At 63.1% G+C, this 25,577-nt stretch carries 18 protein-coding genes; 4 read left to right on the top strand and 14 right to left on the bottom strand.

Going from position 1 to position 25,577, the window contains the following annotated elements; all coding sequences use genetic code 11:
* Positions 1 to 232: 232 nt before the first annotated feature.
* Complete coding sequence (locus tag FYB76_RS05915) at positions 233 to 1,165, top strand: LysR family transcriptional regulator (RefSeq protein WP_154132973.1); 933 nt, start codon at positions 233 to 235, stop codon at positions 1,163 to 1,165.
* 876 nt (positions 1,166 to 2,041) lie between these two features.
* Here FYB76_RS05915 and typA read toward each other — a convergent pair.
* From typA to FYB76_RS05870, 9 genes are all read right to left on the bottom strand, one after another.
* Complete coding sequence (gene typA, locus FYB76_RS05910; protein ID WP_088756288.1) at positions 2,042 to 3,883, bottom strand: translational GTPase TypA; 1,842 nt, start codon at positions 3,881 to 3,883, stop codon at positions 2,042 to 2,044.
* Between the two features lie 156 nt (positions 3,884 to 4,039).
* On the bottom strand, positions 4,040 to 5,044 hold the full coding sequence (gene truB, locus FYB76_RS05905; RefSeq protein ID WP_154132972.1) for a tRNA pseudouridine(55) synthase TruB: 1,005 nt from the start codon (positions 5,042 to 5,044) through the stop codon (positions 4,040 to 4,042).
* Positions 5,045 to 5,143: 99 nt separating this feature from the next.
* Entirely contained in the window at positions 5,144 to 5,536 is a 393-nt protein-coding gene (gene rbfA / locus FYB76_RS05900; protein WP_006464329.1) for a 30S ribosome-binding factor RbfA, read from the bottom strand.
* A 109-nt stretch (positions 5,537 to 5,645) separates the two neighbouring features.
* Positions 5,646 to 8,525, bottom strand: a complete 2,880-nt coding sequence (infB, locus tag FYB76_RS05895) for a translation initiation factor IF-2 (RefSeq protein WP_088756290.1) — start codon at positions 8,523 to 8,525, stop codon at positions 5,646 to 5,648.
* A gap of 52 nt (positions 8,526 to 8,577) precedes the next feature.
* Entirely contained in the window at positions 8,578 to 10,137 is a 1,560-nt protein-coding gene (gene nusA, locus FYB76_RS05890) for a transcription termination factor NusA (RefSeq protein ID WP_088756291.1), read from the bottom strand.
* Positions 10,134 to 10,628 (bottom strand): ribosome maturation factor RimP, encoded by a 495-nt coding sequence (rimP, locus tag FYB76_RS05885; protein ID WP_075259416.1) that lies wholly within the window; start codon positions 10,626 to 10,628, stop codon positions 10,134 to 10,136. The genes nusA and rimP overlap by 4 nt, the downstream gene beginning before the upstream one ends.
* A gap of 384 nt (positions 10,629 to 11,012) precedes the next feature.
* Entirely contained in the window at positions 11,013 to 13,043 is a 2,031-nt protein-coding gene (rluB, locus tag FYB76_RS05880; RefSeq protein WP_154132971.1) for a 23S rRNA pseudouridine(2605) synthase RluB, read from the bottom strand.
* Complete coding sequence (scpB, locus tag FYB76_RS05875) at positions 13,030 to 14,058, bottom strand: SMC-Scp complex subunit ScpB (RefSeq protein ID WP_154132970.1); 1,029 nt, start codon at positions 14,056 to 14,058, stop codon at positions 13,030 to 13,032. Before scpB ends, rluB begins: the two co-directional genes overlap by 14 nt.
* Positions 14,059 to 14,478: 420 nt before the next feature.
* Entirely contained in the window at positions 14,479 to 16,563 is a 2,085-nt protein-coding gene (locus tag FYB76_RS05870; protein WP_187697704.1) for a bifunctional diguanylate cyclase/phosphodiesterase, read from the bottom strand.
* 405 nt (positions 16,564 to 16,968) lie between these two features.
* Between FYB76_RS05870 and FYB76_RS05865 the strand changes: the two genes are divergently transcribed.
* On the top strand, positions 16,969 to 18,564 hold the full coding sequence (locus FYB76_RS05865; RefSeq protein WP_154132969.1) for an FMN-binding glutamate synthase family protein: 1,596 nt from the start codon (positions 16,969 to 16,971) through the stop codon (positions 18,562 to 18,564).
* A gap of 119 nt (positions 18,565 to 18,683) precedes the next feature.
* Here FYB76_RS05865 and FYB76_RS05860 read toward each other — a convergent pair whose 3' ends face one another.
* The 5 genes from FYB76_RS05860 to ugpQ form a co-directional block, all read right to left on the bottom strand.
* Positions 18,684 to 18,920, bottom strand: a complete 237-nt coding sequence (locus tag FYB76_RS05860) for a sulfurtransferase TusA family protein (RefSeq protein WP_013235553.1) — start codon at positions 18,918 to 18,920, stop codon at positions 18,684 to 18,686.
* 159 nt (positions 18,921 to 19,079) lie between these two features.
* The gene (locus FYB76_RS05855) at positions 19,080 to 19,634 is read right to left on the bottom strand and encodes an NUDIX domain-containing protein (RefSeq protein WP_154132968.1); all 555 of its coding nucleotides are present in this window, start codon (positions 19,632 to 19,634) and stop codon (positions 19,080 to 19,082) included.
* 28 nt (positions 19,635 to 19,662) lie between these two features.
* Positions 19,663 to 22,287 (bottom strand): alanine--tRNA ligase, encoded by a 2,625-nt coding sequence (gene alaS / locus FYB76_RS05850; RefSeq protein WP_088756297.1) that lies wholly within the window; start codon positions 22,285 to 22,287, stop codon positions 19,663 to 19,665.
* Positions 22,288 to 22,636: 349 nt separating this feature from the next.
* Entirely contained in the window at positions 22,637 to 22,855 is a 219-nt protein-coding gene (locus FYB76_RS05845) for a hypothetical protein (RefSeq protein ID WP_039784299.1), read from the bottom strand.
* A 255-nt stretch (positions 22,856 to 23,110) separates the two neighbouring features.
* Positions 23,111 to 23,854 carry a glycerophosphodiester phosphodiesterase gene (ugpQ, locus tag FYB76_RS05840; RefSeq protein WP_154132967.1) on the bottom strand — a complete coding sequence of 248 codons (744 nt, stop codon included), beginning with the start codon at positions 23,852 to 23,854 and terminating at the stop codon, positions 23,111 to 23,113.
* Between the two features lie 185 nt (positions 23,855 to 24,039).
* On the opposite strand from ugpQ, the gene FYB76_RS05835 reads away from it, so the two are divergent.
* A complete protein-coding gene (locus FYB76_RS05835) occupies positions 24,040 to 24,351 on the top strand; it encodes a 2TM domain-containing protein (RefSeq protein WP_154132966.1) in 312 nt (103 codons plus the stop codon).
* A 56-nt stretch (positions 24,352 to 24,407) separates the two neighbouring features.
* Complete coding sequence (locus tag FYB76_RS05830; RefSeq protein WP_154132965.1) at positions 24,408 to 25,553, top strand: sensor histidine kinase; 1,146 nt, start codon at positions 24,408 to 24,410, stop codon at positions 25,551 to 25,553.
* Positions 25,554 to 25,577: the final 24 nt, after the last annotated feature.

Raw genomic sequence — 25,577 nt, 5'->3', positions numbered from 1 at the left:
GAGGCCGTAACGGCTGCCGAAGAAGACAATGAGGGCGATAAGCTGGGATGGGTCACTGCGTGTCTCCTGTTGTGTTTCGCCGGTGCTGCCGGCGAGCTGTTTTGGGTGGCGTTCTCGATGGCCCGCTGAGCGTCGTGGATCACGGGACGAGGCCTGAACAGGATTCTAGACTTCTCCAAAATGATTTACAGCGTTATATTTGAAGCTCTGAAATTCCGAAATGGAAAGGCACATGCGAGACCTGGATCTGACGACGTTGCGATTGCTGGTGGCAGTTTGCGAGCAACAGAACATGGCACGGGTGGCCGAGCAATCGCACATTGCCGCCTCCGCGATCAGCAAGCGCATTGCGCAGCTGGAATCGAACCTGGGCGTGCGCCTGCTTGTGCGCACCCGGCGCGGCGTGCAGCCGACCCCGGCGGGTCTGGCTTTGATCGATCATGCGCGCACGATGCTCTTTGCGGCCGAGCGCATCGAGACGGACGTGACCGCATTCGCTGGCGGCATCAAGGGCAAGGTCCGCATTCTGGCCACACCATCGGCGATGGCGGAATCGCTGCTGGAGGATATTTCGTCCTTCATGCGCGAGCCGGTCAACAGCGAGATCAAGGTCGACATCGAGGAGTGCCTCACCAATGATCTGTTGCGCAACATGCGCGAAGGCAGGACCGCCATCGGGGTGTGCTGGAACCATGCCGACCTGGGGGAATTGCAGCAATCGCCGTATCGCCAGGACCGCCTGGCCCTGGCGGTGCACCGCGACCATCCATTGGCGCGGCGCAAATCGCTGCGCTATGAAGACACGCTGGACTACGAACACGTGGGCATGCGGCCGGACAGCGCGGTGGTGGTCATGTTGCAGCGGGCAGCGGCGCAGATCGGGCGGCCGGTGCGCTATCGGGTGATAGTCTCCAATTTCGATGCGGCCTTCCGGGTGGTGGCAGCTAATCTCGCGGTCGGGGTGATCCCCTTTGAGATAAGTACTCTTTATGCATCAGCATCGCAAGTAAAAATGATCCCGCTGGAGGATGCTTGGGCACAGCGAGAATTCTGCATTTGCTTCCGTGAATGGGAGAGCCTGAGCGTTCCAGCTCGGCGTCTTGTGAAGCATCTGGAGAGCCCCCCCCCCTCGGTGGCGGCTCCCGAAGCTCGCCAACCGCACTAAATGATCGTAATGGCCAGAAGCGGACTTCTGACGCTTATCCCCGCCTTGGTAACGGCCGCCCCTGTCCAGCACATTCCAGTTTGACTTTCTAATTCAACCCGACCCGTGTGCCTGCAGGCCTTCCAACTATGCAAATTCTGCGCGTCGTGGACATAAATTGGACAAAAAATACCAGCAACCCATTACTGATAGGACATCTAGACCTAATTCGCTCCAGTCCATCATGGGCGCAACCGACAAGGTACGGGGAGGCAGGGATGTCTTCATAAACTGACGAAATACTTCATTAAAGTTCCGGGCTGTATACCGGAAAACCAGGCAACAAGCGCCTGCTTGGCAGTCGAGGTGAACAAGCTTTCATTGTCCCGTTTCAGCACCGAAGATCGGCCGTCACCGCAAATAGAAAGCCCGCAAGGCTTGCGCGTTGCGGGCTGGTGTCCCCTCTATCCTCTTCGAGATAGGATTTTTCGTACAGCGGACACGATTCTGCACCACAATCCGGCAGCCGTCATTTCGCATTGCACAAAAACAGCGCAACCCACACTGTTTTGGGACAAACGTTCATCTCACACAACGTTCAACGGAAACAAAGGGACTGAATTCACTTCGCCCGACAGGCTCAACACCGCCATCATCGGGACTTCACGCCAAAAGGCAAAAAAAAAGCCCACAACCGAAGTTGCGGGCTTGAATCCAATTCTTTAGGAGGAAATTGGAGGAGACAGGTGTAACTATATGGCAGTGCATCATGGCTGTCTGCTTTTTTGTGCTGATATCAGCTATTCACAAACCTGATATCACCACCAGTCCAGCCTGCCTTTTACCGCTCCCCACTGCAGGCAGTCCCATCAAGGACCGCCCTTCCCTGCTATTGAATCAAATGGATTCTTCGCGCGACGCCTTCTTGCGCTCGTGTTCCTTCAGGTGACGCTTGCGCAGGCGGATGCTCTTCGGGGTCACTTCGACCAGTTCGTCGTCTTCGATGAATTCCACCGCGTATTCCAGCGACAGTTCGATCGGCGGCACCAGGCGCACTGCTTCGTCGGTACCGGAAGCACGCACGTTGGTCAGCTGCTTGCCCTTGATCGGGTTGACGACCAGGTCGTTGTCACGCGAGTGGATACCGATGATCATGCCTTCGTACACCGGGTCGTTGTGGCTGACGAACATGCGGCCGCGATCCTGCAGCTTCCACAGCGCGTAGGCCACGGCAGCGCCGTCGTCCTGGGAGATCAGCACGCCGTTGCGACGGCCGGCCAGTTCGCCCTTGCTGGTATCGACCGGCTTGTAGTCGTCGAAGACGTGGCTCATCAGGCCGGTGCCGCGGGTCAGGGTCATGAATTCACCCTGGAAGCCGATCAGGCCACGTGCCGGGATGTGGTATTCCAGGCGCACACGGCCCTTGCCGTCCGGTTCCATGTTCTGCAGGTCGCCACGGCGGCGGCCCAGTTCTTCCATCACGCCACCCTGGTGGGTTTCTTCGACGTCGACGGTCAGGTTTTCGTACGGTTCTTCACGCACGCCGTCGACCATGCGGAACACCACGCGCGGACGCGAGACGGCCAGCTCGAAGCCTTCACGGCGCATGTTTTCGATCAGAATGGTCAGGTGCAATTCACCACGGCCCGACACTTCGTAGGTCGAGTCATCGTTCTCGGCCTGCACCACGCGCAGGGCCATGTTGGACTTCAGTTCCTTTTCCAGGCGGTCGCGGATCTGGCGGGTGGTGACGAACTTGCCTTCGCGGCCAGCCAGCGGCGAGGTGTTGACCATGAAGTTCATGGTCAGGGTCGGCTCGTCCACCTTCAGCATCGGCAGGCCGTTGGGCGCGTCCGGGGAGCAGATGGTGGAGCCGATGCCGATTTCTTCGATACCGTTGATCAGGACGATGTCGCCAGCCAGGGCTTCATCGACCAGCACGCGCTCGAGGCCCTTGAAGGTCAGCACCTGGTTGATGCGGGCCTTGGTGGGCTTGTCTTCGGGACCATTCATCCAGACCACGTCCTGACCGCCCTTGACGCGGCCGGCCAGGATGCGGCCCACGCCGATCTTGCCGACGTAGGAGGAGTATTCCAGCGAGGTGATCTGCAGTTGCAGCGGGGCGTCCGGGTCATCCTTGCGGGCCGGGACGTACTTCAGGATGGCGTCGAACAGCGGTTCCATGTTGCCGTCGCGCGCTTCCGGATCCAGGCTGGCGTAGCCGTTCAGGCCCGACGCGTAGATCACGGGGAAGTCCAGCTGCTCTTCGGTGGCACCCAGCTTGTCGAACAGTTCGAAGGTGGCGTTGATGGCCCACTCGGCGCGTGCGCCCGGACGGTCGATCTTGTTCAGGACGACGATGGGCTTCAGGCCCAGGGCCAATGCCTTGCGGGTCACGAAGCGGGTCTGGGGCATCGGGCCTTCCTGCGCATCCACCAGCAGCAGCACCGAGTCCACCATCGACAGCACGCGCTCGACCTCACCGCCGAAGTCGGCGTGGCCCGGGGTGTCGACGATGTTGATGTGGGTGCCCTTGTATTCCACCGCGCAGTTCTTCGACAGGATGGTGATGCCGCGTTCCTTTTCGATGTCGTTGGAGTCCATCACGCGGTTGTCCACTTGCTGGTTGTCGCGGAAGGTGCCGGACTGGCGCAGCAGCTGGTCCACCAGGGTGGTCTTGCCGTGGTCAACGTGGGCGATGATGGCGATGTTGCGAATTGCGCGGATATTGTTTGACATGGTGAATGTGGTTGGGAATGCCGAATCTCGGGAGGCGCGCATTATAGCATGTTGCGACGCATGAACTTTGGAAAAACCTGTGTTATCAACGGCTTGCCGAGCCCTGCGGGCTATCCCGGAAGGCCAGGCTGCAAGCCGTTTTGACGCTATCTGTCCTCAGGCGGTGGACACCAGCCTTTCGGGGGCCAGGATGGCGTATTCCTGCAACAGTCCGGTGCCCAGCAAGGCGGCGTCCGAACTGCGATAAACACGTACGCGGCCGGCCTGCTCCGGCACGGCCACCCCTTCCTTGCCCAGCGGCAAGCGCTGGCCGTGCAGGAAGCGGCGTGCCAGCTCGTCGCTGAGCTGCACCGCGGGGAAGCTGCGCAAGAGGCCGTCCACCGGCAGCAACAGGGCCTTGCGGGCCTCCAGCTCGCCGGCGGCATCGAACGCCTCAAGCGTGACCGAACCATCGAGCGTGAGAGCGCCGACCCCAGTGCGCCTGAGGGCATTGAGGTGGGCCCCGCAGCCCAGTACTTCGCCAATATCTTCACCCAGCACGCGGATATATGTCCCTTTGCTGCAAGTGACACGGATGCGCAACAAGGGGGCCTGGTAGTCCAGCAGTTCCAGGGTGTGGATGATGACGTTGCGGGCTTCGCGCTCCAGCGTAATGCCGGCGCGGGCGTATTCGTACAAGGGCTTGCCGTCGCGCTTCAAGGCCGAGTGCATCGGCGGGACCTGGCTGATGGGGCCACGGAACTGCGCCAGCGCGGCTTCGATCTGCGCCACGCTGACCTCGACGGCGCGCTCGCTGATGACCTGGCCTTCGGTGTCGCCGGTGTCAGTGCGCACGCCCAGGTGGACCAGGGCTTCGTAGGTCTTGTCGGCTTCCAGCAAGTCCTGCGAGAACTTGGTGGCCTCGCCGAAACACAGCGGCAAAAGCCCCGTGGCAAACGGATCCAGGGTGCCGGTGTGCCCGGCCTTGGGCGCGTTGAGCATGCGCTTGGCGCGGATCAGGGCGTCGTTGCTGGACAAGCCGACCGGCTTGTCCAGCAACAGCACGCCATGCACCGGCACGCGCGGGGGACGCGCCGGGCGTGCCTGCTGGCTGCGCTTGGCACGCGGCTGCTGCGGTTCAGGGGAAGCGGAGACAGTGTCCGCCGTCGTATCGTCGGCCATGAAATGCAAGACCGGCCCACGCCCCGCTGAAGGGAAACGCAGACCGGTATGAAAAGTATGAAGAAAACTACAATGCAACGGGAAAAGAAACGCCCGTCTTCAAGCCTCGTCGTCCGAATCCTTGGCGCGGGTAGCGTTGGCTTCGTCGATCAGGCGCGACATTTCAATGCCGCGTGCGGTCGAGTTGTCATGCACGAAATGCAGTTCCGGCAGGGTGTGGATGGTCAACCGGCGGCCCAGCTGGGTACGCAGGTAACCGCCCGCCTTGCGCAGGCCGGCCAGGGTGTTCTTGATCGCGTCCGGGTTGTCCACCAGCGTGGTGAAGAAGACCTTGGCGTGCGCGTAGTCCGGGGTGACCTGCACTTCGGTAATGGTGATCATGCCCACCCGCGGATCCTTCAGCTCGAAGGCGATCAACTCCGACAGGTCGCGCTGGATCTGGTCGGCGACGCGCAAGCCGCGTCCGGGAATGGATTTGCTGTGTTTTGCCATGCTTTAAAAAAACAATCCGCCGATGGCGTGGCGGGAGGATTCCCGCGTTGCTGCGACGGATCTTGCCAGTGAAGCCGGCGCATCGCGAACGATACGCCGGCGTATTGCATTACAGGGTACGGGCGACTTCCTGGACTTCGAAGATTTCGAGCTGATCGCCCACTTCGATGTCGTTGTAGCCCTTGAGCGAAAGACCGCACTCGAAGCCCGACTTGACTTCCTTGACGTCGTCCTTGAAGCGCTTGAGCGAGTCCAGTTCGCCAGTCCACACCACCACGTTGTTGCGCAGCAGGCGCACTTGCGAGCCACGCTTGACCAGGCCTTCGAGCACGTAGCAGCCGGCGATCGAACCGACCTTGCTGACCACGAACACCTGGCGGATTTCCACCAGGCCCAGCGCCTGTTCGCGCTTTTCCGGGGACAGCATGCCCGACATCGCGGCCTTCACCTCGTCCACCGCATCATAGATGATGTTGTAGTAACGGATGTCCACGCCAGCGGCTTCTGCCAGCTTGCGCGCCGACGCGTCGGCACGGGTGTTGAAGCCGATGATGACTGCCTTCGAAGCCACAGCCAGGTTGACGTCGTTTTCGCTGATGCCGCCCACTGCGGCGTGCACCACCTGGACGCGCACTTCGGCGGTCGACAGCTTCTGCAGCGACTGCACCAGAGCTTCCTGGGAACCTTGCACGTCGGTCTTGATGATCATCGGCAGGTTCTTGACCTCGCCTTCGGTCATCTGGTCGAACATGTTTTCCAGCTTGGCGGCCTGCTGCTTGGCCAGCTTCACGTCGCGGAACTTGCCCTGGCGGAACAGGCCGATTTCGCGCGCCTTGCGCTCGTCGGTCATGACCACCACTTCTTCACCGGCGGAGGGCACTTCGGTCAGGCCCTGGATTTCCACCGGCAGGGACGGGCCTGCCTCGGCGATGTTCTTGCCGTTTTCGTCCAGCATCGCACGCACACGGCCGTAGGCCGAACCGGCCAGCACGACGTCGCCGCGCTTCAAGGTACCGGACTGCACCAGGATCGTTGCCACCGGGCCGCGGCCCTTGTCCAGCTTGGCTTCGATCACCAGGCCACGGGCCGGCACATCGACCGGTGCCTTCAGTTCCAGCACTTCGGCTTGCAGCAGGACGTTTTCCAGCAGCGAGTCGATGCCTTCGCCGGTCTTGGCGGAGACGGGGATGAACGGGGCATCGCCACCGTATTCTTCCGGCACCACTTCTTCGGCGATCAGTTCCTGCTTGACACGATCCGGGTTGGCACCCGGCTTGTCGATCTTGTTGATGGCCACCACCAGCGGTACACCGCCGGCCTTGGCGTGGGCAATCGCTTCCTTGGTCTGGGGCATGACGCCGTCGTCGGCGGCCACCACCAGGATCACGATGTCGGTTGCCTTGGCACCGCGGGCACGCATGGCGGTGAACGCCTCGTGGCCCGGGGTATCCAGGAAGGTGATCATGCCGCGCGGGGTTTCCACGTGGTAGGCACCGATGTGCTGGGTAATGCCGCCGGCTTCACCGGAGGCCACCTTGGTGCGGCGGATGTAGTCCAGCAGCGAGGTCTTGCCGTGGTCGACGTGACCCATGACGGTGACCACCGGTGCGCGCGGGGTCGCTTCGGCGTCAGCGTGTTCTTCGCCTTCGACCAGCAGGGCTTCCGGATCGTCCAGCTTGGCGGCGTGGGCGCGGTGGCCCATTTCTTCCACCACGATCATCGCGGTTTCCTGGTCCAGCACCTGGTTGATGGTGACCATCTGGCCCAGCTTCATCAGGTGCTTGATGACTTCGGAGGCCTTGACCGCCATCTTGTGGGCCACTTCGGCCACGGTGATGGTTTCGGGCACGTAGACGTCATGCACCACGGCTTCGGTCGGGACCTGGAAGTTGCTTTCACGCTGGTCATCGCCATGCGAGTGACGACGGCCCTTGGGGCCGGCACGCCAGCCGTCACGGCCGCCACCACCGGTGGCGCCACGCGACTTCATGCCGCCGGCACCACGCTTCTTGGCATCGTCCTGCCAGGTGGAGGAGACATTGGCTGACTTGATCGACTTCTTGTCTGCGGCCACGGCGGGCTTCTTGTCATCCTTCTTTTCGCCCGGCTTGGCAGCGGTAGCAGGCTTGTGCAGCGTGCCTTCCGAGGTCTTGGCCGGTGCCGGTGCGGGTTCCGGTGCCTTGATGACGCGACGCGGCGCATTCATCATGGCCTTGATCTGGGCCACTTCGTCTTCTACGGCCTTGCGCGCACGGTCAGCGGCGGCAGCACGGTCAGCGGCTTCCTTGGCGGCAGCTTCTGCCTTTTTCTTCGCTTCTTCAGCAGCAGCGCGCTTCTTTTCTTCCGCAGCCGGATCCACGGCGGGGGCCGGTGCGGCAGCCGCAGCAGGCGCCTTCGCGCTGGCCGCAGCAGCGGCCTTGGCCTTCTCGGCTTCAGCTGCCGCAGCGGCGGCTTCAGCTGCCTGGCGCTTGGCTTCGGCTTCGGCTTCTTCACGGGCACGTTGCTGTTCCAGCTCGGCGGCCTTGGCCTGGGCGGCGCGTTCGGCCTCCAGTTGCGCCAGGCGTTCTTGCTGGGCCTTCAGTTCAGCCTGACGGCGAGCCTCTTCCTGCTCACGTTCCTGCGCTTCGATGGCCGGGTCGCGCTGAGGCGCCGCAGCACGCGCTGCGGACTCGTCGGCACCGGGCTCGTCACGCTTGATGAAGGTGCGCTTCTTGCGCACTTCCACCTGGATCGTGCGCGATTTGCCGGTTGCATCGGCCTGCTTGATCTCGGTGGTTTCCTTGCGGGTCAGCGTGATCTTCTTCTTCTCGCCTTCCGGCGCGGCTCCGCGCGAACGGCGCAGGTGTTCAAGCAGGCGGTCCTTGTCTTCCTTCGACAGGGAGTCGGATGCAGAGCTCTTCTCGACACCGGCCGAACGCAGCTGGGTCAGCAGCAGGTCAGCGGGCATCTTAAGCTCGGTGGCAAATTGGGCAACGTTGTTACTCGCCATTCAGTCCTCTTTTCTATGTGGCTCGGCAGATGATGTGGAGACGCTCCGCTTCTCAGCGGCCTTCGACTGCGCTCCATGCCTTGGCCTGCAGGGCCTTGGCGCGCTCATCGTATTTGGAATCGATGAGCTTCATTTCATCGTCGGTCACATCTTCAAATGCATTTTCAATCAGTTGGCGCGCGCGCTCGGAAGGCAGGGCCAGGATCGCGCCGAATTCGTCATAAGCCAGGCCGGCGAAGGCCGGCAGCGTCTTCACGCCTGCCAGGCCCAGCTTGCCGGCCAGCACACGGTCCAGGCCTTCGAAGTTGATCAGCTCCTCTTCCATGCCTTCCAGGCCTTCTTCGGAGGCGATCGCTTCGGTCACCAGGGCGTCGCGGGCGCGGTTGCGCAGCTCATTGACGGTCTCTTCGTCGAACGATTCGATCTCCAGCATCTCGGTGATCGGCACGTAGGCGATTTCTTCCAGGGTCGAGAAACCTTCCTCGACCAGGATGTCGGCCACTTCCTGGTCAACATCGAGCTTTTCCATGAACAGCGTACGGATCAGCGCGGTCTCGGCCGCCGACTTGTCGGCCGATTCCTCGGCCGTCATGATATTGATCTGCCAGCGGGTCAGCTCGGCTGCCAGACGCACGTTCTGGCCGCCGCGGCCGATGGCGATGGCGAGGTTTTCTTCATCCACCACCACATCCATGGCGTGTTTTTCTTCATCGACGACGATGGAGGTCACGTTGGCCGGGGCCAGCGCGCCGATGACGAACTGGGCCGGGTCTTCCGACCACAGCACGATGTCCACGCGCTCGCCGCCCAGCTCACCGGTGACGGCCTGGACGCGCGAACCGCGCATGCCCACGCAGGTACCGATGGGGTCGATGCGCTTGTCGGCGGTGTAGACCGCGATCTTGGCGCGCACGCCCGGGTCACGGGCAGCCGACTTGATTTCCAGCGAGCCTTGTTCGATTTCCGGCACTTCCAGTTCGAACAGCTTCATGATGAATTCCGGCGCGGTACGCGACAGGATCACCTGCGGGCCACGGGCACCACGGTCCACGCGCAGGATGTAGGCACGCACGCGGTCGCCGATACGCAGGTTTTCCTTGGGGATCATCTGGTCGCGCGGCAGGCGGGCTTCGATCTTGCCGGACTCGATGATGGCGTCACCGCGCTCCATGCGCTTGATGGTGCCGGTCACCAGGGCATCGCCACGGGCCAGGAAGTCGGCCAGGATCTGTTCGCGCTCGGCGTCGCGGATACGCTGCAGGACGACCTGCTTGGTGTCTTGCGCGAAACGGCGGCCGAATTCGACGGATTCGATCGGATCTTCGATGTATTCGTCGACTTCGATATCGGGGAACTGATCCTTGGCTTCGAACAGCAGCACTTCCTGGTCGGGCAATTGCAGACCGGCTTCGTCGGGCACCACGTGCCAGCGGCGGAAGGATTCGAACTCGCCGCTTTCGCGATCGATCGAGACGCGAATGTCGACCTCGCCTTCATAGCGCTTCTTGGTAGCCTGCGCAAGCGCATGCTCCAATGCGCCGAAGACGACTTCCTTATCGACGTTCTTTTCGCGCGCCAGCGCATCGACCAACAACAAAATTTCGCGACTCATCCTTTGCGACTCCTAAAATCGACCTGCGGCACCAGGTGTGCCTTATCCACATCGGCCAGCGTGAAATTCAACACGGCAGCCGACCCATCGTTTGCTTCAAATTCCAATACCAGTTCCTCGCCTTCCGGTTCGCGCAGCACGCCTTCATAGGTCTTGCGGTTGGACGTACCGGGCAGCGGCACGCGCAACTTGACGACGGCTTCGCAATCCACGAAGCGCACGAAGTCAATGAACTTCTTCAGGGGGCGGTCCAGCCCGGGCGAGGAGACTTCCAGGCGTTCATACAGCACGTTTTCCACGGTGAAGACGTGCAGCAGCTGATGCGTCGCCTTCTCGCAATCCTCGACAGTGATCGAACGCGCTTCTTCTGCTTCAGGGTCGAACGGGAAATCGATGAAGACGCGCACCAGACCGCGCGGTGCCTTCTCGAACTCAACCAGTTCGTAGCCCAGGCCCGCGAGGGTGGATTCGATCAGTTCCAGCAATTGCAAGACTATTTCTCCATCAGGATGCCGCCTGGCCAGCAAGGGCAGGCGGACATCTAAAATTGATCAGCAAAAAAAAAATGGGCATCTGCCCATCTTTTGTTATCCCACGCAACGCGAGATCACACATCACGCGAACCACCGCACTTCCATCCATCGTGGCGCAGGCGGATCTATCAATGATTTATCACATATGCGATTCGCGGCAGGTTGCGTTTAACTAACACATTATAACCGATTCAGCTATTCACAGCAAATCCGGAATGATGTCAATTGTGATCGAAGCGCCAAAAACGTTCATAAAAAACGTCATCGGTGCATTTCACGCGCCACCGACCAGGCTGGGAAGACCTTGCCCGCCGCAACATTGCCGGCGAGCAAGGAAGAACATCAGCGACCGCCGCGACGGCGATTCATGCCCGGCAGGCCGCCCAGCATGAAGTTCGCTGCAGTATTGCCTCCGCGCTGCGGACGATTGCCGCGACGCTGGTTGCCGGCGTCAGGGAAGCCCAGTGCGGTCTGCAGCGGATCGGGCTGGCGGCTCTTGGGCTGACCGCCCTTGTTGCCGCCACCGTAGTTGCCACCGTTGCCGTAGTTGCCACCACCGTTACCACCCTGGCCAAAGCTGCCGCCCTGGCGACCCTTTTGCGGACCCTTGTTCTGCATGCCGTTGCCGCGCGGACCATTGCCCTGGCCACGGCCGGCCTGGCCGGCGTTGCCGCCATTGCCGGACTTGGCTTCCCCGGCCTGCTTTTCCAGACCACAGGCGGCCATCAGGTTGCGCACGGCGTTTTCTTCCAGCTCTTCCCAACGACCACGCTTCAGGGTCTGCGGGAGGGTCATGGCACCGTAGCGGGTACGGATCAGGCGCGACACGGTCAGGCCGACCGCTTCGAACATGCGGCGCACTTCACGGTTGCGGCCTTCGCCGATGGTCACGCGATACCACTTGTTCACCCCTTCACCGCCGCCATCGGCGATGCGCGAGAACTGGGCCGGGCCGTCATCGAGCTCCACGCCCGACAGCAGCTTCTGGCGCATGCCTTCCTCCAGCTCGCCCAGGGTACGCACGGCGTATTCACGCTCGATGTTGTAACGCGGGTGCATCAGGCGGTTGGCCAGGTCACCGGAGGTGGTGAACAGCAGCAAGCCTTCGGTATTGAAGTCCAGGCGGCCCACGGCCAGCCACTTGCCGGCCTTCATGGTCGGCAGGCGGTCGAACACCGAGCTGCGGCCTTCCGGGTCGGCGTGGCTGACGATCTCGCCCGAAGGCTTGTGATAGACCAGCACGCGCGGCGGGCGCTTGCTCACCTTGCGCTGGATCAGCTTGCCGTTGATGCGCACGGCGTCAGTGGGCAGGATGCGCTGGCCGATGTGGGCCGGCTCGCCATTGACGGAGACGCGACCGGCCACGATCAGCTCTTCCATATCGCGGCGCGAACCCAGGCCGGCGTCCGCCAGCACCTTGTGCAGCTTGGGCGCGTCGTCCTCGGCGGTCAGGTCGCGGCGGCCGTTCTTGCCGCGCATCTGGTGCGGCTGGCGGCCACCAGCCTTGGCACCTTCGTCGCGGTCATACGCTTCGGAGGTCACGTAGGAGAAGATGTCGTCGACCGGTTCGGCTGAGCGCAGGCCCAGTTGCGGGGCCTTGGGCTTCTTGCCGTTCTTCTCGAAATTCTTTTTGCCTTGCTGGCCAGGCTGGCCATTGTTCTTGCCGAACTGGCCACGCGGCTGGCGCTCGGTAGCAGCAACGGGAGCGGCGTCGCCCTCGTTCTTGCCATGCACCGATGCCGCATCGCCCCCACCAACGGCAGCGGCACGCTGGGCGGCGCGATTGTTGCGCAGGGCACGCGGACCACGCACGCCACGGCGGGCGGGCTTGGCGCGATTCGGATCAACCGGCGCATCCAGCAGCACCGGCGGCGCCACCACTTCTTCACCAACGGTGACGATGACCTTCGGCAATTCGGGCGCAGCCGCTGCAGGTGCAGGCGCTGCCGCTTCGGGTGCAGCAGCCTTGGGCTTGGCCGCACGCTTGGGCTTGGCCACAGCGACAGGCGCGGGCTCCATGGCCAGGCTCATCTGGGCCGGCGCCTCGGCGGCCGGGGCGTCTACCGCCACGTCAGCCTTCTTGGCGCGCGGCTTGGCAGCGCGCGGCTTCTTTTCGGCAACCGGCGCGGACTCGACGACGGCCGCAGCCGGGGCCGGTGCAGCTTCATCGGCAACAGCCTTCTTGGCACGCGGTGCGCGCTTCTTCGGCGCAGCCTCGTCAGCGGCCGCTTGCGGCGCGGCAGCGACTGCCTCGGCCGGTGCGGCGCTGGCCGCAGGCTTGCGGGTACGCTTTTTCACCGGCTTGTCGGATGCGGCGGCATCGGCCGCGGCCAGGTCGACCTGGGTCTCGTCTTTGGAACTAGTTGGCTTCATTCTTCGAATCTGGATGTGGCGGACGCGCGTCATCTTCCCGCTGATCGGCCCGCTCGGTGGTGTCGTTGTGCTCGCCTGCCGCTTCGCCGGCGGCTTCGGTGGCGTCCGTGCCAGTTACGGCAACGTCTTGCTCAAAAGGTTCTTGCGCTTCTGGGGAAGCGTCTTCACTGCCTGCAGCGCGCTCTTCCCCGGCGGCGGCTGCTTCGATATCGGTTTGCTGGAGATCCCCTGCGGCGACCTCGCCGGCCTCGGGCACTTCAGTATCGGCGGCTGTTTCATCCTGCGCCGGCACCTCTTCCCCTGCGGGTTCAGTGGCGTCAGCGGCTTCAGCAACTTCCGTTGATTCTGCAGTGGCGGCGGACTCAGACGCTTCGTTCGCGCCTGCATCCTCGCCCTCTTCCTGCTCGGCTTCTGCCAGGGCAGCCACACCGCCCTCCAACGCCTGCAATTCCAGCAGCGCGCCCTGGGCGGCCGCTTCGCCACTGACCTGCTGCAGCGGCGGCAATTCTTCCAGCGAACTCAAGCCCAGGTCATCCAGGAACTTGCGGGTCGTGGCAAACAGCGCCGGCCGGCCCGGTACGTCGCGGTGGCCGATCGATTCGATCCAGCCCCGGTCTTCCAGCATGCGAATGGTCTGGGTATTGACCGCCACGCCGCGAATCTCTTCGATGTCACCGCGCGTGACCGGCTGGCGGTAAGCGATGATGGCCAGCGTTTCCAGGGTGGCGCGGGTGTATTTCGGCGGCTTTTCCGGATTCAGGCGCTCCAGGTAGACCTTCATCTCCTTGCGGCTTTGGAAGCGCCAGCCGGTCGACAGGCTGACCACTTCCACCCCCTTGTCGGCCCATTCGGTGCGCAGTTCATCGAGCATCTGCCGGATCATCTCGGCATTGATGTCGCTGCTCTCTTCGCTCTCGGGATCGACGTACAGCTTCTTCAGATCATTGATCGACAGGGGCTCATGCGTGCAAAGCAATGCAGTTTCGAGGACTTTCTTGGCCTCAGCAATATTCATGTACCACTCTTGTGCGTCTTGTTGTTAACAAAGTTCAGCTGGCAGCTGGTCCGGCGCTACGGCTGCAGCCAGTCCGGCCTGCAGCGAAAGCTGAAACGGGCCAGGTACGGCAAGTCTTGCGCAGTGCTGTATGCGGCGGCGCTGCCTTCCGGTGTTTGGAGATTGAATGAGCTGGAATCTAAGACCCGGGCAAATCGGCGTCGCGGAGGACTCGCGCTTTCGCAAAGCCGTCATGTCGCGGGGTTGCGGACGGCCGACCTGCACCTTTTCAACTACCGGCCTTGCGTCATGGAGCCTTTGTTGGCCGCACAGGCTGCGGCGGTCGGGGCGCAAGGCATCAAAAGTACTGCGCGGAGTGTAGCACAAAGATTTGCGCCGATGCAGCCTGTTGCAGCCTGCGGACAATTATTTGCATGACCATTACCGACCCGTTCCCGCCTGCCGGGTCAGCCAGGCCGTGAAATCCTCCACCGTCATGGGCTTGCCGAAAAAGTAACCCTGCACTTCATCACAGGCATTTTCCTTCAGGAAAGCATGCTGCTCTTCATCCTCCACCCCTTCGGCAATGACGCGCAGGTTCAGGATGTGGGCCAGCGAGATGATGGCCTTGACGATGGCCGCACTGTCGGCATCTCGGACAATGTCCCGCACGAAGGACTTGTCGATCTTCAGCGCATCCACCGGGAAGCGGCGCAGGTACGAGAGGCTGGAATAGCCGGTGCCGAAATCGTCGACCGAGATCTGCAGGCCCAGGCGCTTGAGGGCATGCAGGGTTGCTACGCTCTTTTCGGCATCCTTCATGACCACGTTCTCGGTAATCTCCAGCTCCAGGCAGGAGGCGTCCAGCCCGCTCTGCCTGAGCACATCGGAGACGAACTCCGGCAGGCTCTGGTTGAGCTGGCGCGGCGACAGGTTGACCGCCACGGGAATTGTGGGCAAGCCGGCCTGCTGCCAGCGCTTGTTCTGGTGGCAGGCGGTGCGCAACACCCACTCCCCGATGGGCAGGATCAGGCCGGTCTCTTCGGCGAACGGGATGAAGCGGTCCGGCGGCACCATGCCCTGCTCCGGCGACTGCCAGCGAATCAGCGCCTCGGCGCCGATCACGCTGCCATCCTTCAAGCTCAGCTTGGGCTGGTAATAGAGCTTGAATTCTTCCTGATCCAGCGCGCGCCGCAAATTGATGAGCATTTCCAGGCGATTGCTGACCTGGGTATCCATCCATGGCGCAAAGAACTGGAAGTTGTTGCGCCCCTGCTCCTTGGCCCGGTACATGGCGGAATCGGCCTGTTTCAGCAGGGTCTCGACGTCCTTGCCGTCGACCGGATAGCGGCTCACCCCGATACTGGCGGTGACCTGGAATTCGCGGTCGCCGGCCTGCCAGGGCCGCGCCACGGTGGCCAGGATGCGCTGCATCACCTCGGCGATGCCCAGCTCGCCCCCGGTCTGGTTCTGCAGCACCAGCACGAATTCGTCGCCACCCTGGCGCGCCACCATGTCGGTGTCGCGCAGGCAGGCCTGCAGGCGCTGCGCCACGGTCTTGAGCAATTCATCGCCCACCTGGTGGCCCAGGCTGTCATTGATGAACTTGAACTGGTCCAGGTCCAAGAAGGCCACTGCCGTCAATCCGCCCTTCTGCCGCGCCACCTGGATAGCCCGCTGCAGGTGCTCGTGGAGCATGTTGCGGTTGGGCAATCCGGTGAGCGCATCATGGGTGGCGTGGTGGCGCATCTCGGCTTCATAGAGCTTGCGCTCGGTGATGGCCTCGACCGTGCCTTCGTAGCAGACCAGCTTGCCGCTGTCGTCATAGACGGCGCGGGCGTTCTCGGAAATCCAGATGATGTCGCCATCGCGCCGGTACACCCGCGACTCGAAATTGGAAACCGACCCGTGCTGTTCCATCAGGCGCATGAATTCCGTGCGCCGTTCCGCCTCCACATACAGTTGATGGCTGATGTCGCGCAAACCGACGATCAGGTCTTCCGGCGAGTGGTAACCGTAGATGCGCGCCAGCGCAGGGTTGACGGCGATGTAGGTGCCATCGGGCGTGGTCTGGAACACGCCCTCGATGGCGTTCTCGAAGATGCTGCGGTAACGGCGCTCCGCCTCCTGCAGGGCCTGGGCCGCCTCCTTGCGCTCGGTCACGTCCTGCAGGAAGCCTTCCATGGCCTCGACCTTGCCGGCCGCGTTGTACAAGCCCACGCCGCGCTCCCACACCCAGCGCACGCCGCCGTCGGCGTGCAGAATGCGATATTCGATGTCGATGCGGCGCCGCTCGCGCATGCAGGTGTCGATATGGCTGCGCACCATCGCCCGGTCTTCAGGATGCGTCAGTTGCAGGAAGGAGATGCGGCTGTTGAGCAGCAGGTCTTCGGGCGCATAGCCGGTCAAGGCGTGGCAGCCTTCGCTGACGAATTCGAGGGTCCAGTGGGCGTCATCACGGCAGCGGTAGACCATGCCGTCCAGGTTGGCCAGCAGGGTTTCCAGCAGCCGTGGCGGACGCGCCATGGCCACTACCGCCTCACTCTGTGCACCCTCGTGACGGCACAAGGCCCGCGCGGCAGGCCGCAATGAGGAGGAGGAAGAGGCAGCCGCTGCGCCTCGTGAAGCAACTGTTTTCATAACGACATCGGTCTCTCGCCTTTGTGTGCAGGCGCGCTGTGGTTGTGGAGTTCGCTCAGGCGACGGTTCCCCACGGCGCCTGGCTGGAGGAGTCTTCAAAGCAATAAGGATGCCACTGTGCAAGCAGCGGGCCTGCAGGCCAGTACCGAGGCCAGTCCACCCAAATCGGCAGGAAAAACCCTTCACTTCGTCGCGCACGACTGTTGAGCCCGGACGGTAGAATCCCAGCATTCCCGCCCACTGGCCCACCGGCCGGTGCCGGTTCCATCCTGACAACTAGCGGACTCTTCTATGTGGGCAAATCGGTATTTCGTGTTCTGGGCGGTGACGGCGCTGACCGTCGGCTTGCTGGTGCTGGCGGCCACCCATGGCCTGAGCTGGGGCTGGGCGCTCATCCCCCTGGTGCTGACCGTGATCGGTATCCATGACATGGTGCAGCGGCGCCACGCGGTCCTGCGCAACTATCCCCTGATCGGCCACTTCCGCTTCATCTTCGAATCCATCCGTCCGGAACTGCGCCAGTATTTCTTTGAAGATGAGATGGATGGCCGCCCCTTCTCCCGCAAGAAGCGCAGCATCGTCTACCAGCGCGCCAAGGCCGAGGTCGACAGCCGCCCCTTCGGTACCGAGCTGGATATGCAGCAGGCCGGCCATGAATGGATAGGCCACTCGCTTTCCCCGACCAAGATCGCCAGCCACGATTTCCGCGTCATCGTCGGCGCCGACCGGGCGCAGCCGTATTCGATGTCGGTCTTCAACGTCTCGGCGATGAGCTTCGGCTCGCTCTCGGCCAACGCCATCCGCGCGCTCAACCAGGGGGCAAAGAAAGGCAACTTCGCCCACGATACCGGCGAGGGTTCGGTCTCGGAATACCATCGCGAATTCGGTGGCGACCTGGTGTGGCAGATCGCCTCGGGCTACTTCGGCTGCCGCAATGCAGATGGCAGCTTCAATGAAGAAAAATTCACGGCCCAGGCGCAGTCGCCGCAGATCAAGATGATCGAGGTGAAGCTTTCGCAAGGCGCCAAGCCCGGCCACGGCGGCGTGCTGCCGGCGGCCAAGATCACGCCGGAAATCGCCGCCACGCGCGGCATCCCGATGGGGGTGGATTGCATCTCGCCAGCGGTGCACTCGTCCTTCTCGACGCCGGTCGGGCTGCTGGAATTCATCGAGAAACTGCGCGGCCTCTCCGGCGGCAAGCCGGTTGGCATCAAGCTCTGCGTCGGACACCCCTGGGAATTCTTCGGCATCGCCAAGGCCATGCTCAAGACCGGTATCGTGCCCGACTTCATTACCGTGGATGGCTCCGAAGGCGGCACCGGCGCAGCCCCGCTGGAATTCGTCGACCATGTGGGCATGCCCCTGCAGGAGGGGCTGGTGATGGTCCACAACACGCTGACCGGTATTGGCCTGCGCGACAAGGTCAAGATCGGCGCCAGCGGCAAGATCGTCACCGCCTTCGATGTGGCGCGCACGCTGGCGCTGGGGGCGGACTGGTGCAATTCGGCGCGCGGCTTCATGTTCGCGCTGGGCTGCATCCAGTCGCAAAGCTGCCACACCGACCGCTGCCCCACCGGGGTGGCCACCCAGAACGCCCAGCGCGCCCGTGCCCTGGTGGTGCCGGACAAGGCCGAACGCGTCTACCGCTTCCACCAGAGCACCCTGCACGCCTTGCAGGAGCTGGTGCAGGCGGCCGGCTTGCCGCATACCTCGGCGCTGCGCCCGCATCACATCGTGCGCCGCATCAATGATCACGAGATCCAGCTGATGTCCAACGTGCTGAAATACCTGCAACCCAACGATTTGCTGGAAGGCAATTATCGCTATCGGGTCTATGAAAAGTTCTGGCCGATCGCCCGGGCAGAGAGCTTCCATCCGGAGTTCTGAAGCGATCTTCACATAGCGCCGCGCCAGACGACAAAAAACCCGCAGTTCATCCGAGCTGCGGGTTTTTGGTTTTTTCAATGCTGCCAGCCTGATCTTTCCGGGATGGACAGGGGTGCTGCTTATTTGCGCTTCATGAAGAAGATGAACTCGTGTTCATCATTCTGCGATTGCTCCAGCAGATCATTGCCGGTCTGCTTGGCAAAGGCCTGGAAATCGCGCACCGAACCGGTATCGGTGGCGGTCACCCTGAGCACCTGCCCGCTGGCCATATCGGCCAGGGCTTTCTTGGTCTTGAGGATGGGCAGCGGACAGTTCAGCCCGCGCGCATCAAGTTCCCGGTGAAATTGTATGGCCATTACTTCGACTCAAAATGGATCACGACGAAAACGATTTTACTGCAAAATGCGCCGACTTGATGCGTTGCACAAGTTCTGTTGTTTTCGCCGCACTAGGCTTGTGCAAAAGCAAGAAAATCATGGTCCAAGATGGAACGCAGCGTCTTGCCTGCACACGTCTTACTTGAGGACCTGGGGCGCCTCGATGGGCGTGGTGGAACCGGCGAATTCGACGTACTGCACGGCCAGTCCACGCTGGCGCATCCAGTCAGCTACCGCATGGCCGGTCCCGGCCGGCCACGGACGCAAGTCGGCCGGTGCGCTCAGGCGGTATTCCACCAGTTCCGGGGAGAGCTTGATGGTGCCGCTCGCCTTGACGTAATAGGCGATGATCAGCTCGTTCTTGCGCATGAATTCATAGACGCCGATCAATTCGATCTCCTGGGCGTCCAGGTCGGTCTCTTCCTTCAGTTCGCGGGCGATCCCTTGTTCAGGGGTCTCGTCGCGTTCCATGAAACCGGTGATGAGCGCGAAGCGCCCTTCGGCCCAGGCGGCGTTGCGCGCGGTGAGCATCTTGCCGTCGATCTCCACCAGCGCAGCCAGCACCGGCAGGGGGTTGTCCCAATGCGTCCAGTGACCATCGGGACAGGCCAGCCGCACCTTGCTGGCCTCGCCTTCATCGGCGCGCAGCACCAGGGATGCTGCGCAGACCGGGCAAAACTTGAATTCGCTCATGTGCGCTCCGGGCCAGGGCCTGTGGGGATTACAGCTTGGCCTGGACCCAGCCCGCCACGCCTTGCAGCGCGCCCGGCAGGGCTGCCGGTTCGGTGCCGCCGGCCTGTGCCATGTCCGGGCGGCCGCCACCCTTGCCGCCCACCTGCTGGGCAACGAAGTTGACCAGCTCACCGGCCTTGACCTTGGAGGTAGCATCGGCAGTGACGCCCGCGATCAGGCTGACCTTGCCATCCTTGACGCTGCCCAGCACGATGGCGGCGGTCTTGAGCTTGTCCTTCAACTTGTCCATGGTCTCGCGCAGGGTGGCGACGTCGGCGCCTTCCAGCGTGGCCGCCAGGACCTTGATGCCGTTGATGTCGACCGCCTGGTTGACCAGTTCGTCGCCCTGGCTGGAAGCCAGCTTGGACTTCAGCGAAGCCAGTTCCTTTTCCAGCGCCTTGACCTGGTCCTGCACCTGGCCGATGCGCGGCAGCAGTTCTTCCGGCTGGGTCTTCAGGGCCGCAGCGGCTTCGGCCACGCGGGTCGACAGCGACTGCACCAGCGCCAGTGCGCCTTCGCCGGTGACGGCTTCGACACGGCGGATGCCGGCCGCGACACCGCCTTCGGAGACGATCTTGAACAGGCCGATGTCACCGGTACGGGTCACGTGGGTCCCGCCGCACAGTTCGGTGGAGGTGCCGATGGACAGCACGCGCACCTGGTCGCCGTACTTTTCGCCGAACAGCGCCATGGCGCCCGCGGCGATCGCATCGTCGTAACCCATCAGCTGGGCGCCGGTGGCGACGTTGGCCAGCACTTCACGGTTGACGATGTCTTCCACGCGGCGGATTTCGTCGGCAGTCATCGGGGCGTTGTGGCTGAAGTCGAAACGGGTCTTGTCGGCATCGACCAGCGAACCCTTCTGCGACACGTGCGAACCCAGCACTTCGCGCAGGGCCTTGTGCATCAGGTGCGTGGCCGAGTGGTTGCGCATGGTGCGGGCGCGCTGGTCGGCATCGACCTTGGCCTCGACGGCGTCGCCGATGGCCAGGCTGCCCTTGATCAGTTGACCGTGATGACCGAACACCTCGGCCTGGATCTTTTGCGTGTCGGCCACGGCAAACAGGCCATTGGCTGCTTCCAGGGCGCCGGCGTCACCCGACTGGCCGCCGGATTCGGCGTAGAACGGGGTGGTGTCCAGCACCACGATGGCATCCTGGCCGGCCTCGATCTTCTGCACCGGGCTGCCGGCCACGTACAGGGCCACCACCTTGGCCGACTGCGCCAGGGATTCGTAGCCGACGAAGCGGGTCTTGTCACCGGTGTATTCGATGGCAGCGGCCATCTTGAACTTGCCGGCGGCGCGGGCGGCGCTCTTCTGGCGTTCCATGGCGGCGGTGAAGCCGGCTTCATCCAGCTCGACATTGCGTTCGCGGCAGATGTCGGCGGTCAGGTCCAGCGGGAAACCGTAGGTGTCGTACAGGGTGAAGGCGGTTTCACCATCGAGCTTGCTGCTGTTGGCGGCCAGCGCGGCTTCCAGGATCTTCATGCCGTGTTCCAGCGTTTCGCCGAAACGTTCTTCTTCCTGCTTCAGGACCATCTCGACGCGCTCGGCGGCTTCCGGCAGTTCCGGATAGGCCGCGCCCATCTGCACCACCAGGTCCTTGACCAGCTTGTGGAAGAACGGCTTGGTCTGGCCCAGCTTGTGGCCGTGACGCAGCGCGCGGCGGATGATGCGGCGCAGGACGTAGCCACGGCCTTCATTGCCGGGGATGACGCCGTCGACGATCAGGAAGGAGGTCGCACGGATATGGTCGGCGATCACGCGCAGCGAGGCGTTGGACAGGTCGCTGATGCCGGTTTCGCGGGCAGCGGCCTTGATCAGCGCCTGGAACAGGTCGATCTCGTAGTTGCTGTGGACGTGCTGCAGGATCGCGGCCAGGCGCTCCAGGCCCATGCCGGTATCCACGCAAGGCGCCGGCAGCGGGGTCAGGGTGTATTCACCGGTGGCCGGGTCGAGCTGGCGGTCGAACTGCATGAACACGTTGTTCCAGATCTCGATGTAGCGGTCGCCGTCGGCGTCGGGGCTGCCCGGGGGGCCGCCCCAGACGTCCGGGCCGTGGTCGTAGAAGATTTCGGAACAGGGACCGCAAGGGCCGGTCTCGGCCATCTGCCAGAAGTTGTCGGAGGCGTAGGGCGCGCCCTTGTTGTCGCCGATGCGCACCACGCGCTCGGGCGGCAGGCCGATTTCCTTGGTCCAGATGTCGTAGGCTTCATCGTCGGTCTGGTAGACGGTGGCCCAGAGCTTGTCGGCTGGCAGGCCATAGACCTGGGTCAGCAGTTCCCAGGCCCACTTCAGCGATTCGCGCTTGAAGTAGTCGCCGAAGGACCAGTTGCCCAGCATTTCGAAGAAGGTGTGGTGGCGCGCGGTGTAACCGACGTTTTCCAGGTCGTTGTGCTTGCCACCGGCGCGCAGGCAGCGCTGCACGGAGGCCGCGCGCACGTAGTTGCGCTTGTCGGTACCCAGGAACACGTCCTTGAACTGAACCATGCCGGAATTGGTGAACAGCAGGGTCGGGTCATTGCCCGGCACCAGGCTGGAGGAACGGACGATGGTGTGTTCTTTGGATTCAAAGAATTTCAGAAACTTGTCGCGAATTTCGGCTGAGTTCATGTTCGAAGACGGATAAATGGGCCTGATGCCGCCGCTTGCGCGCAGATCCGGCCCGGATGGGAGTCGGTGCAAAAAACGATTGCGAACCAATGATTATACGTGATCCCGGCCCGGATACGCAGGCTTGCCCACCGCGCTCCAATGGCCTGCGGCCCTGCCTGCCCGTGCGGCGGCAGTGCGCTGCAGGCGAAAAAAAACCCGCCGGGAAAATCCCGCGCGGGTTACAGGTTCGGCTGACCCGGCATGGCGCGCTATCCTGCGCCGCCGGACCTTAACTGTGCCAGCCGAACCTTCCGGTAAAACCAAGTGCGGGCCGCGCTGTGCGGGCCGCCGCCAGAAGACCGGGGAATCAGGCGCCCTTGTTGGCCGGCACCGGATTGTTCTTCTTGGCCTTCTTGTGCTTGTGCTTCTTGGCCTTCTTCGCATGCTTCTTGTGCTTCTTGTGAGCGGGCTTGGCAGCCGGGGCTTCAGCGGCGGGTGCGCCAGCCGGAGCCGGTGCGGGCTGGGCCAGGACCGGCATGGCGAAGGCGGCGACGAGTACGGCAGCCAGCAGTTTGTTGATCTTCATCGTTTTCCTCTATCTCTCAGTGTTGTGTGCTTCCACAAGTCCACCGGCGTGCTCACGGGCGCCGGCCTTGTGCTTCCTTAACGCAAGATTTTCGCGACGCGTTGACAACAACTGTCGACTGCCCTCCAGTTATTGTTGTCCGCATGCAAATCATAGCTATCGTGTGAGGATTCAGTCCGCCGGTAAGAGCGTAATTTGCCGTTCATTTCCACGCTGCGCGACGTGAACAATGCGGGCAGCGTGGGGGAGGATGTCTTACCAGGCGTCGGCCGCGATGAGATCGATGCGATCGGTACAGAAGGCGTCCACGCCCCACTGGCGGATTTCCTCTGCGCGCGCCATGTCGTTGACGGTGTAGCAGAAGAGGCCATAGCCGGCGCCTTTCACGGCAGCCGCCAGGGCCGGGGTGAGGTGCTTGTGGTTGGTGTGCAGCGCGACGGCCTGCAACTGTTCCAGGCGCACCTGCCAGTCTTCGGGAATCACATCCACCAGGTAGCCGCGCGGCAGGGCGGGCGCCGCGTTCTTGGCCGCCAGCAATGCTTCGTAGGAGAACGAGGACAGCACCGGCAGCGCTGCCCCGCTCTTGCCGGTGAAGCGGCGCGCCACGGCCTGGGCGGTCAGCTCCCCGGTGCGGCGGGCGAACTCGGCGGCGGCGGGCTTGATCTCGACGTTCATCCAGATCCCTTCGGCCAGGCAGAAATCCAGCCCCTGTTCCAGCGTGCAGAGGCGTTCCCCGGCGAAGCGCGCATCCAGCCAGGCACCGGCCTCCAGGTCGCGCAGATCGGCCCAGTCGGTCTCGGCGATCTTGCCGGTCCCTGGCAGGGTGCGGCCGCGCTGCGGATCGTGCATCAGGATGGGGACCTCGTCGCGAGTGAGCATGACGTCGAATTCGGCGGCGCGATAGCCGTGTTCCAGGCCGCAACGAAAGCCGGCCAGGGTGTTTTCCGGTGCCAGGGTGCCGCCGCCGCGATGGGCGAGGATGCGGGGATAGGGCCACATGATGTTCTCTCCGAGGGTAGGCCTTGCAGAAGGGTCAAGGCGGTCGGCGCATAAGGTAGTGCAGATCACGCCGCGCCACAAGCCGTTGGCACCCGCCAAACCACCGCCGGTCGCAAGCGGCTCGCCGGCGGCGGCATGACGGCGCATGCTTGCGCCATCATTCAACCGACCACTGCGAGGCCATCATGCGCGACACTGCCCACTCCTCCCTTTCTGACCAGAATCTTCATATCAGCGCCGCCTCGCCCGAGGAGCTTGCCCGCGCCGAGCGGCGGGTCGCGCGCCAGGTCGGCTTTTTCCATCATGTCGGCATTTACCTGGCGGTCAACGCCGGCCTGATCCTGTTGAACCTGATGGGCCCGCACCGCCACTGGTGGAGCCTGGGGCCTCTCCTTGGCTGGGGAATCGGGGTACTATTCCACGCCTTGAGCGTATTCAGGCGTTTTCCCGCCGGCTGGAAGCAGGCGCTGATCGCCCGTGAACTGCGCCGCCGCTAGCCACCAAAGAGGGCCCGGTACGCCGGGCCGCTTGCTTGCTTCATCCCTGGAAACGCATGACCCAACACGATACCGCCCTTCCGCCCCGCCTGATCGTCCTGCTGCGCCAGCTGGCGCTGGCCTTGCTGCCCACGCTGGCCATCAACCTGCTGTGCGCGCTGGCCGTGACGTACCTGATGCGCATCGGTGGCACCTTCTACGAAAACCTGCAGGTCTCGATGTGCATCGGCCTCCTTGCCATGCTGTTGATCAACGGCACGCGGCTGGCGATCTGGGGCGATGGCGAGCCCAACAAGCTGGGTTTCCTGGTGATCATCGCCGTGATGGCCCCGCTGGCCGTGCTGCTGGGACGCATCCTGGCCAGCCTGCTGATGGACCAGCCCATCCTCAACCTGGTCCCGGAACAGAGCGACAACATCATTGCGGTGATCGTGCTGACCCTCCTGGTGTGCTTCGGCGCGACCGTCTTCTTCTGGAACCGCCAGAAGATGGCCGCCCTGCAAGCCCACGCCAGCCAGGTCGAAAAGCAGGCCGTGCAGGCGCAGCTGCAGATGCTGCAGGCCCAGATCGAACCGCACATGCTCTTCAACACGCTGGCCACACTGCAGTCGCTGATCAGCACCGACCCGCTGCAGGCCGAGCTGATGCTCAACCAGCTGGTGCAATACCTGCGCACGACCTTGTCGGCCTCGCGGGCTGACAGCACCTCGCTGCAAAAGGAATTCGACCTCATCAAGGCCTACCTGGGATTGATGTCGCTGCGCATGGGGCTGCGCCTGTCGTACACCTTGCAGCTGCCGGAACACCTGGGCAAGCTGCGCCTGGCCCCGATGCTGCTGCAGCCGCTGGTGGAGAACGCCATCAAGCACGGCCTGGAGCCCAAGGTGGCCGGCGGCAACTGCACCGTGCGGGCCGCCATCCACAATGACATGCTGGTCTTGAGCGTGCTCGATACCGGCGTGGGCCTGCCCACCAGCGTGAGCCTGAACCAGCCGCCCGCGCAGAAGGAACCGGTGATCGGCATGCACTTCGGGCTGGACAACATCCGCGAGCGCCTGGTGACGCTCTACGGGCCGCTGGCCGAACTCATCATCACCCACAACGTACCGGCCGGCGCGATGGCGCAGATCACCATCCCGCTCAAGGCCTTGAAGGCGGCGCACCGCACCAGCAAAACCAGCCGCCTGATGGATCATCACTGAGCCCCTGCCGCCTTCTCCGGAGTC

It is taken from the genome of Herbaspirillum sp. CAH-3, from assembly GCF_009668275.1.
In the GTDB taxonomy this organism is placed as follows: Bacteria; Pseudomonadota; Gammaproteobacteria; order Burkholderiales; family Burkholderiaceae_D; genus Herbaspirillum; species Herbaspirillum aquaticum.
Note: the sequence above shows the minus strand (reverse complement) of the source record. Positions and strands in the feature narration are given on the sequence as shown.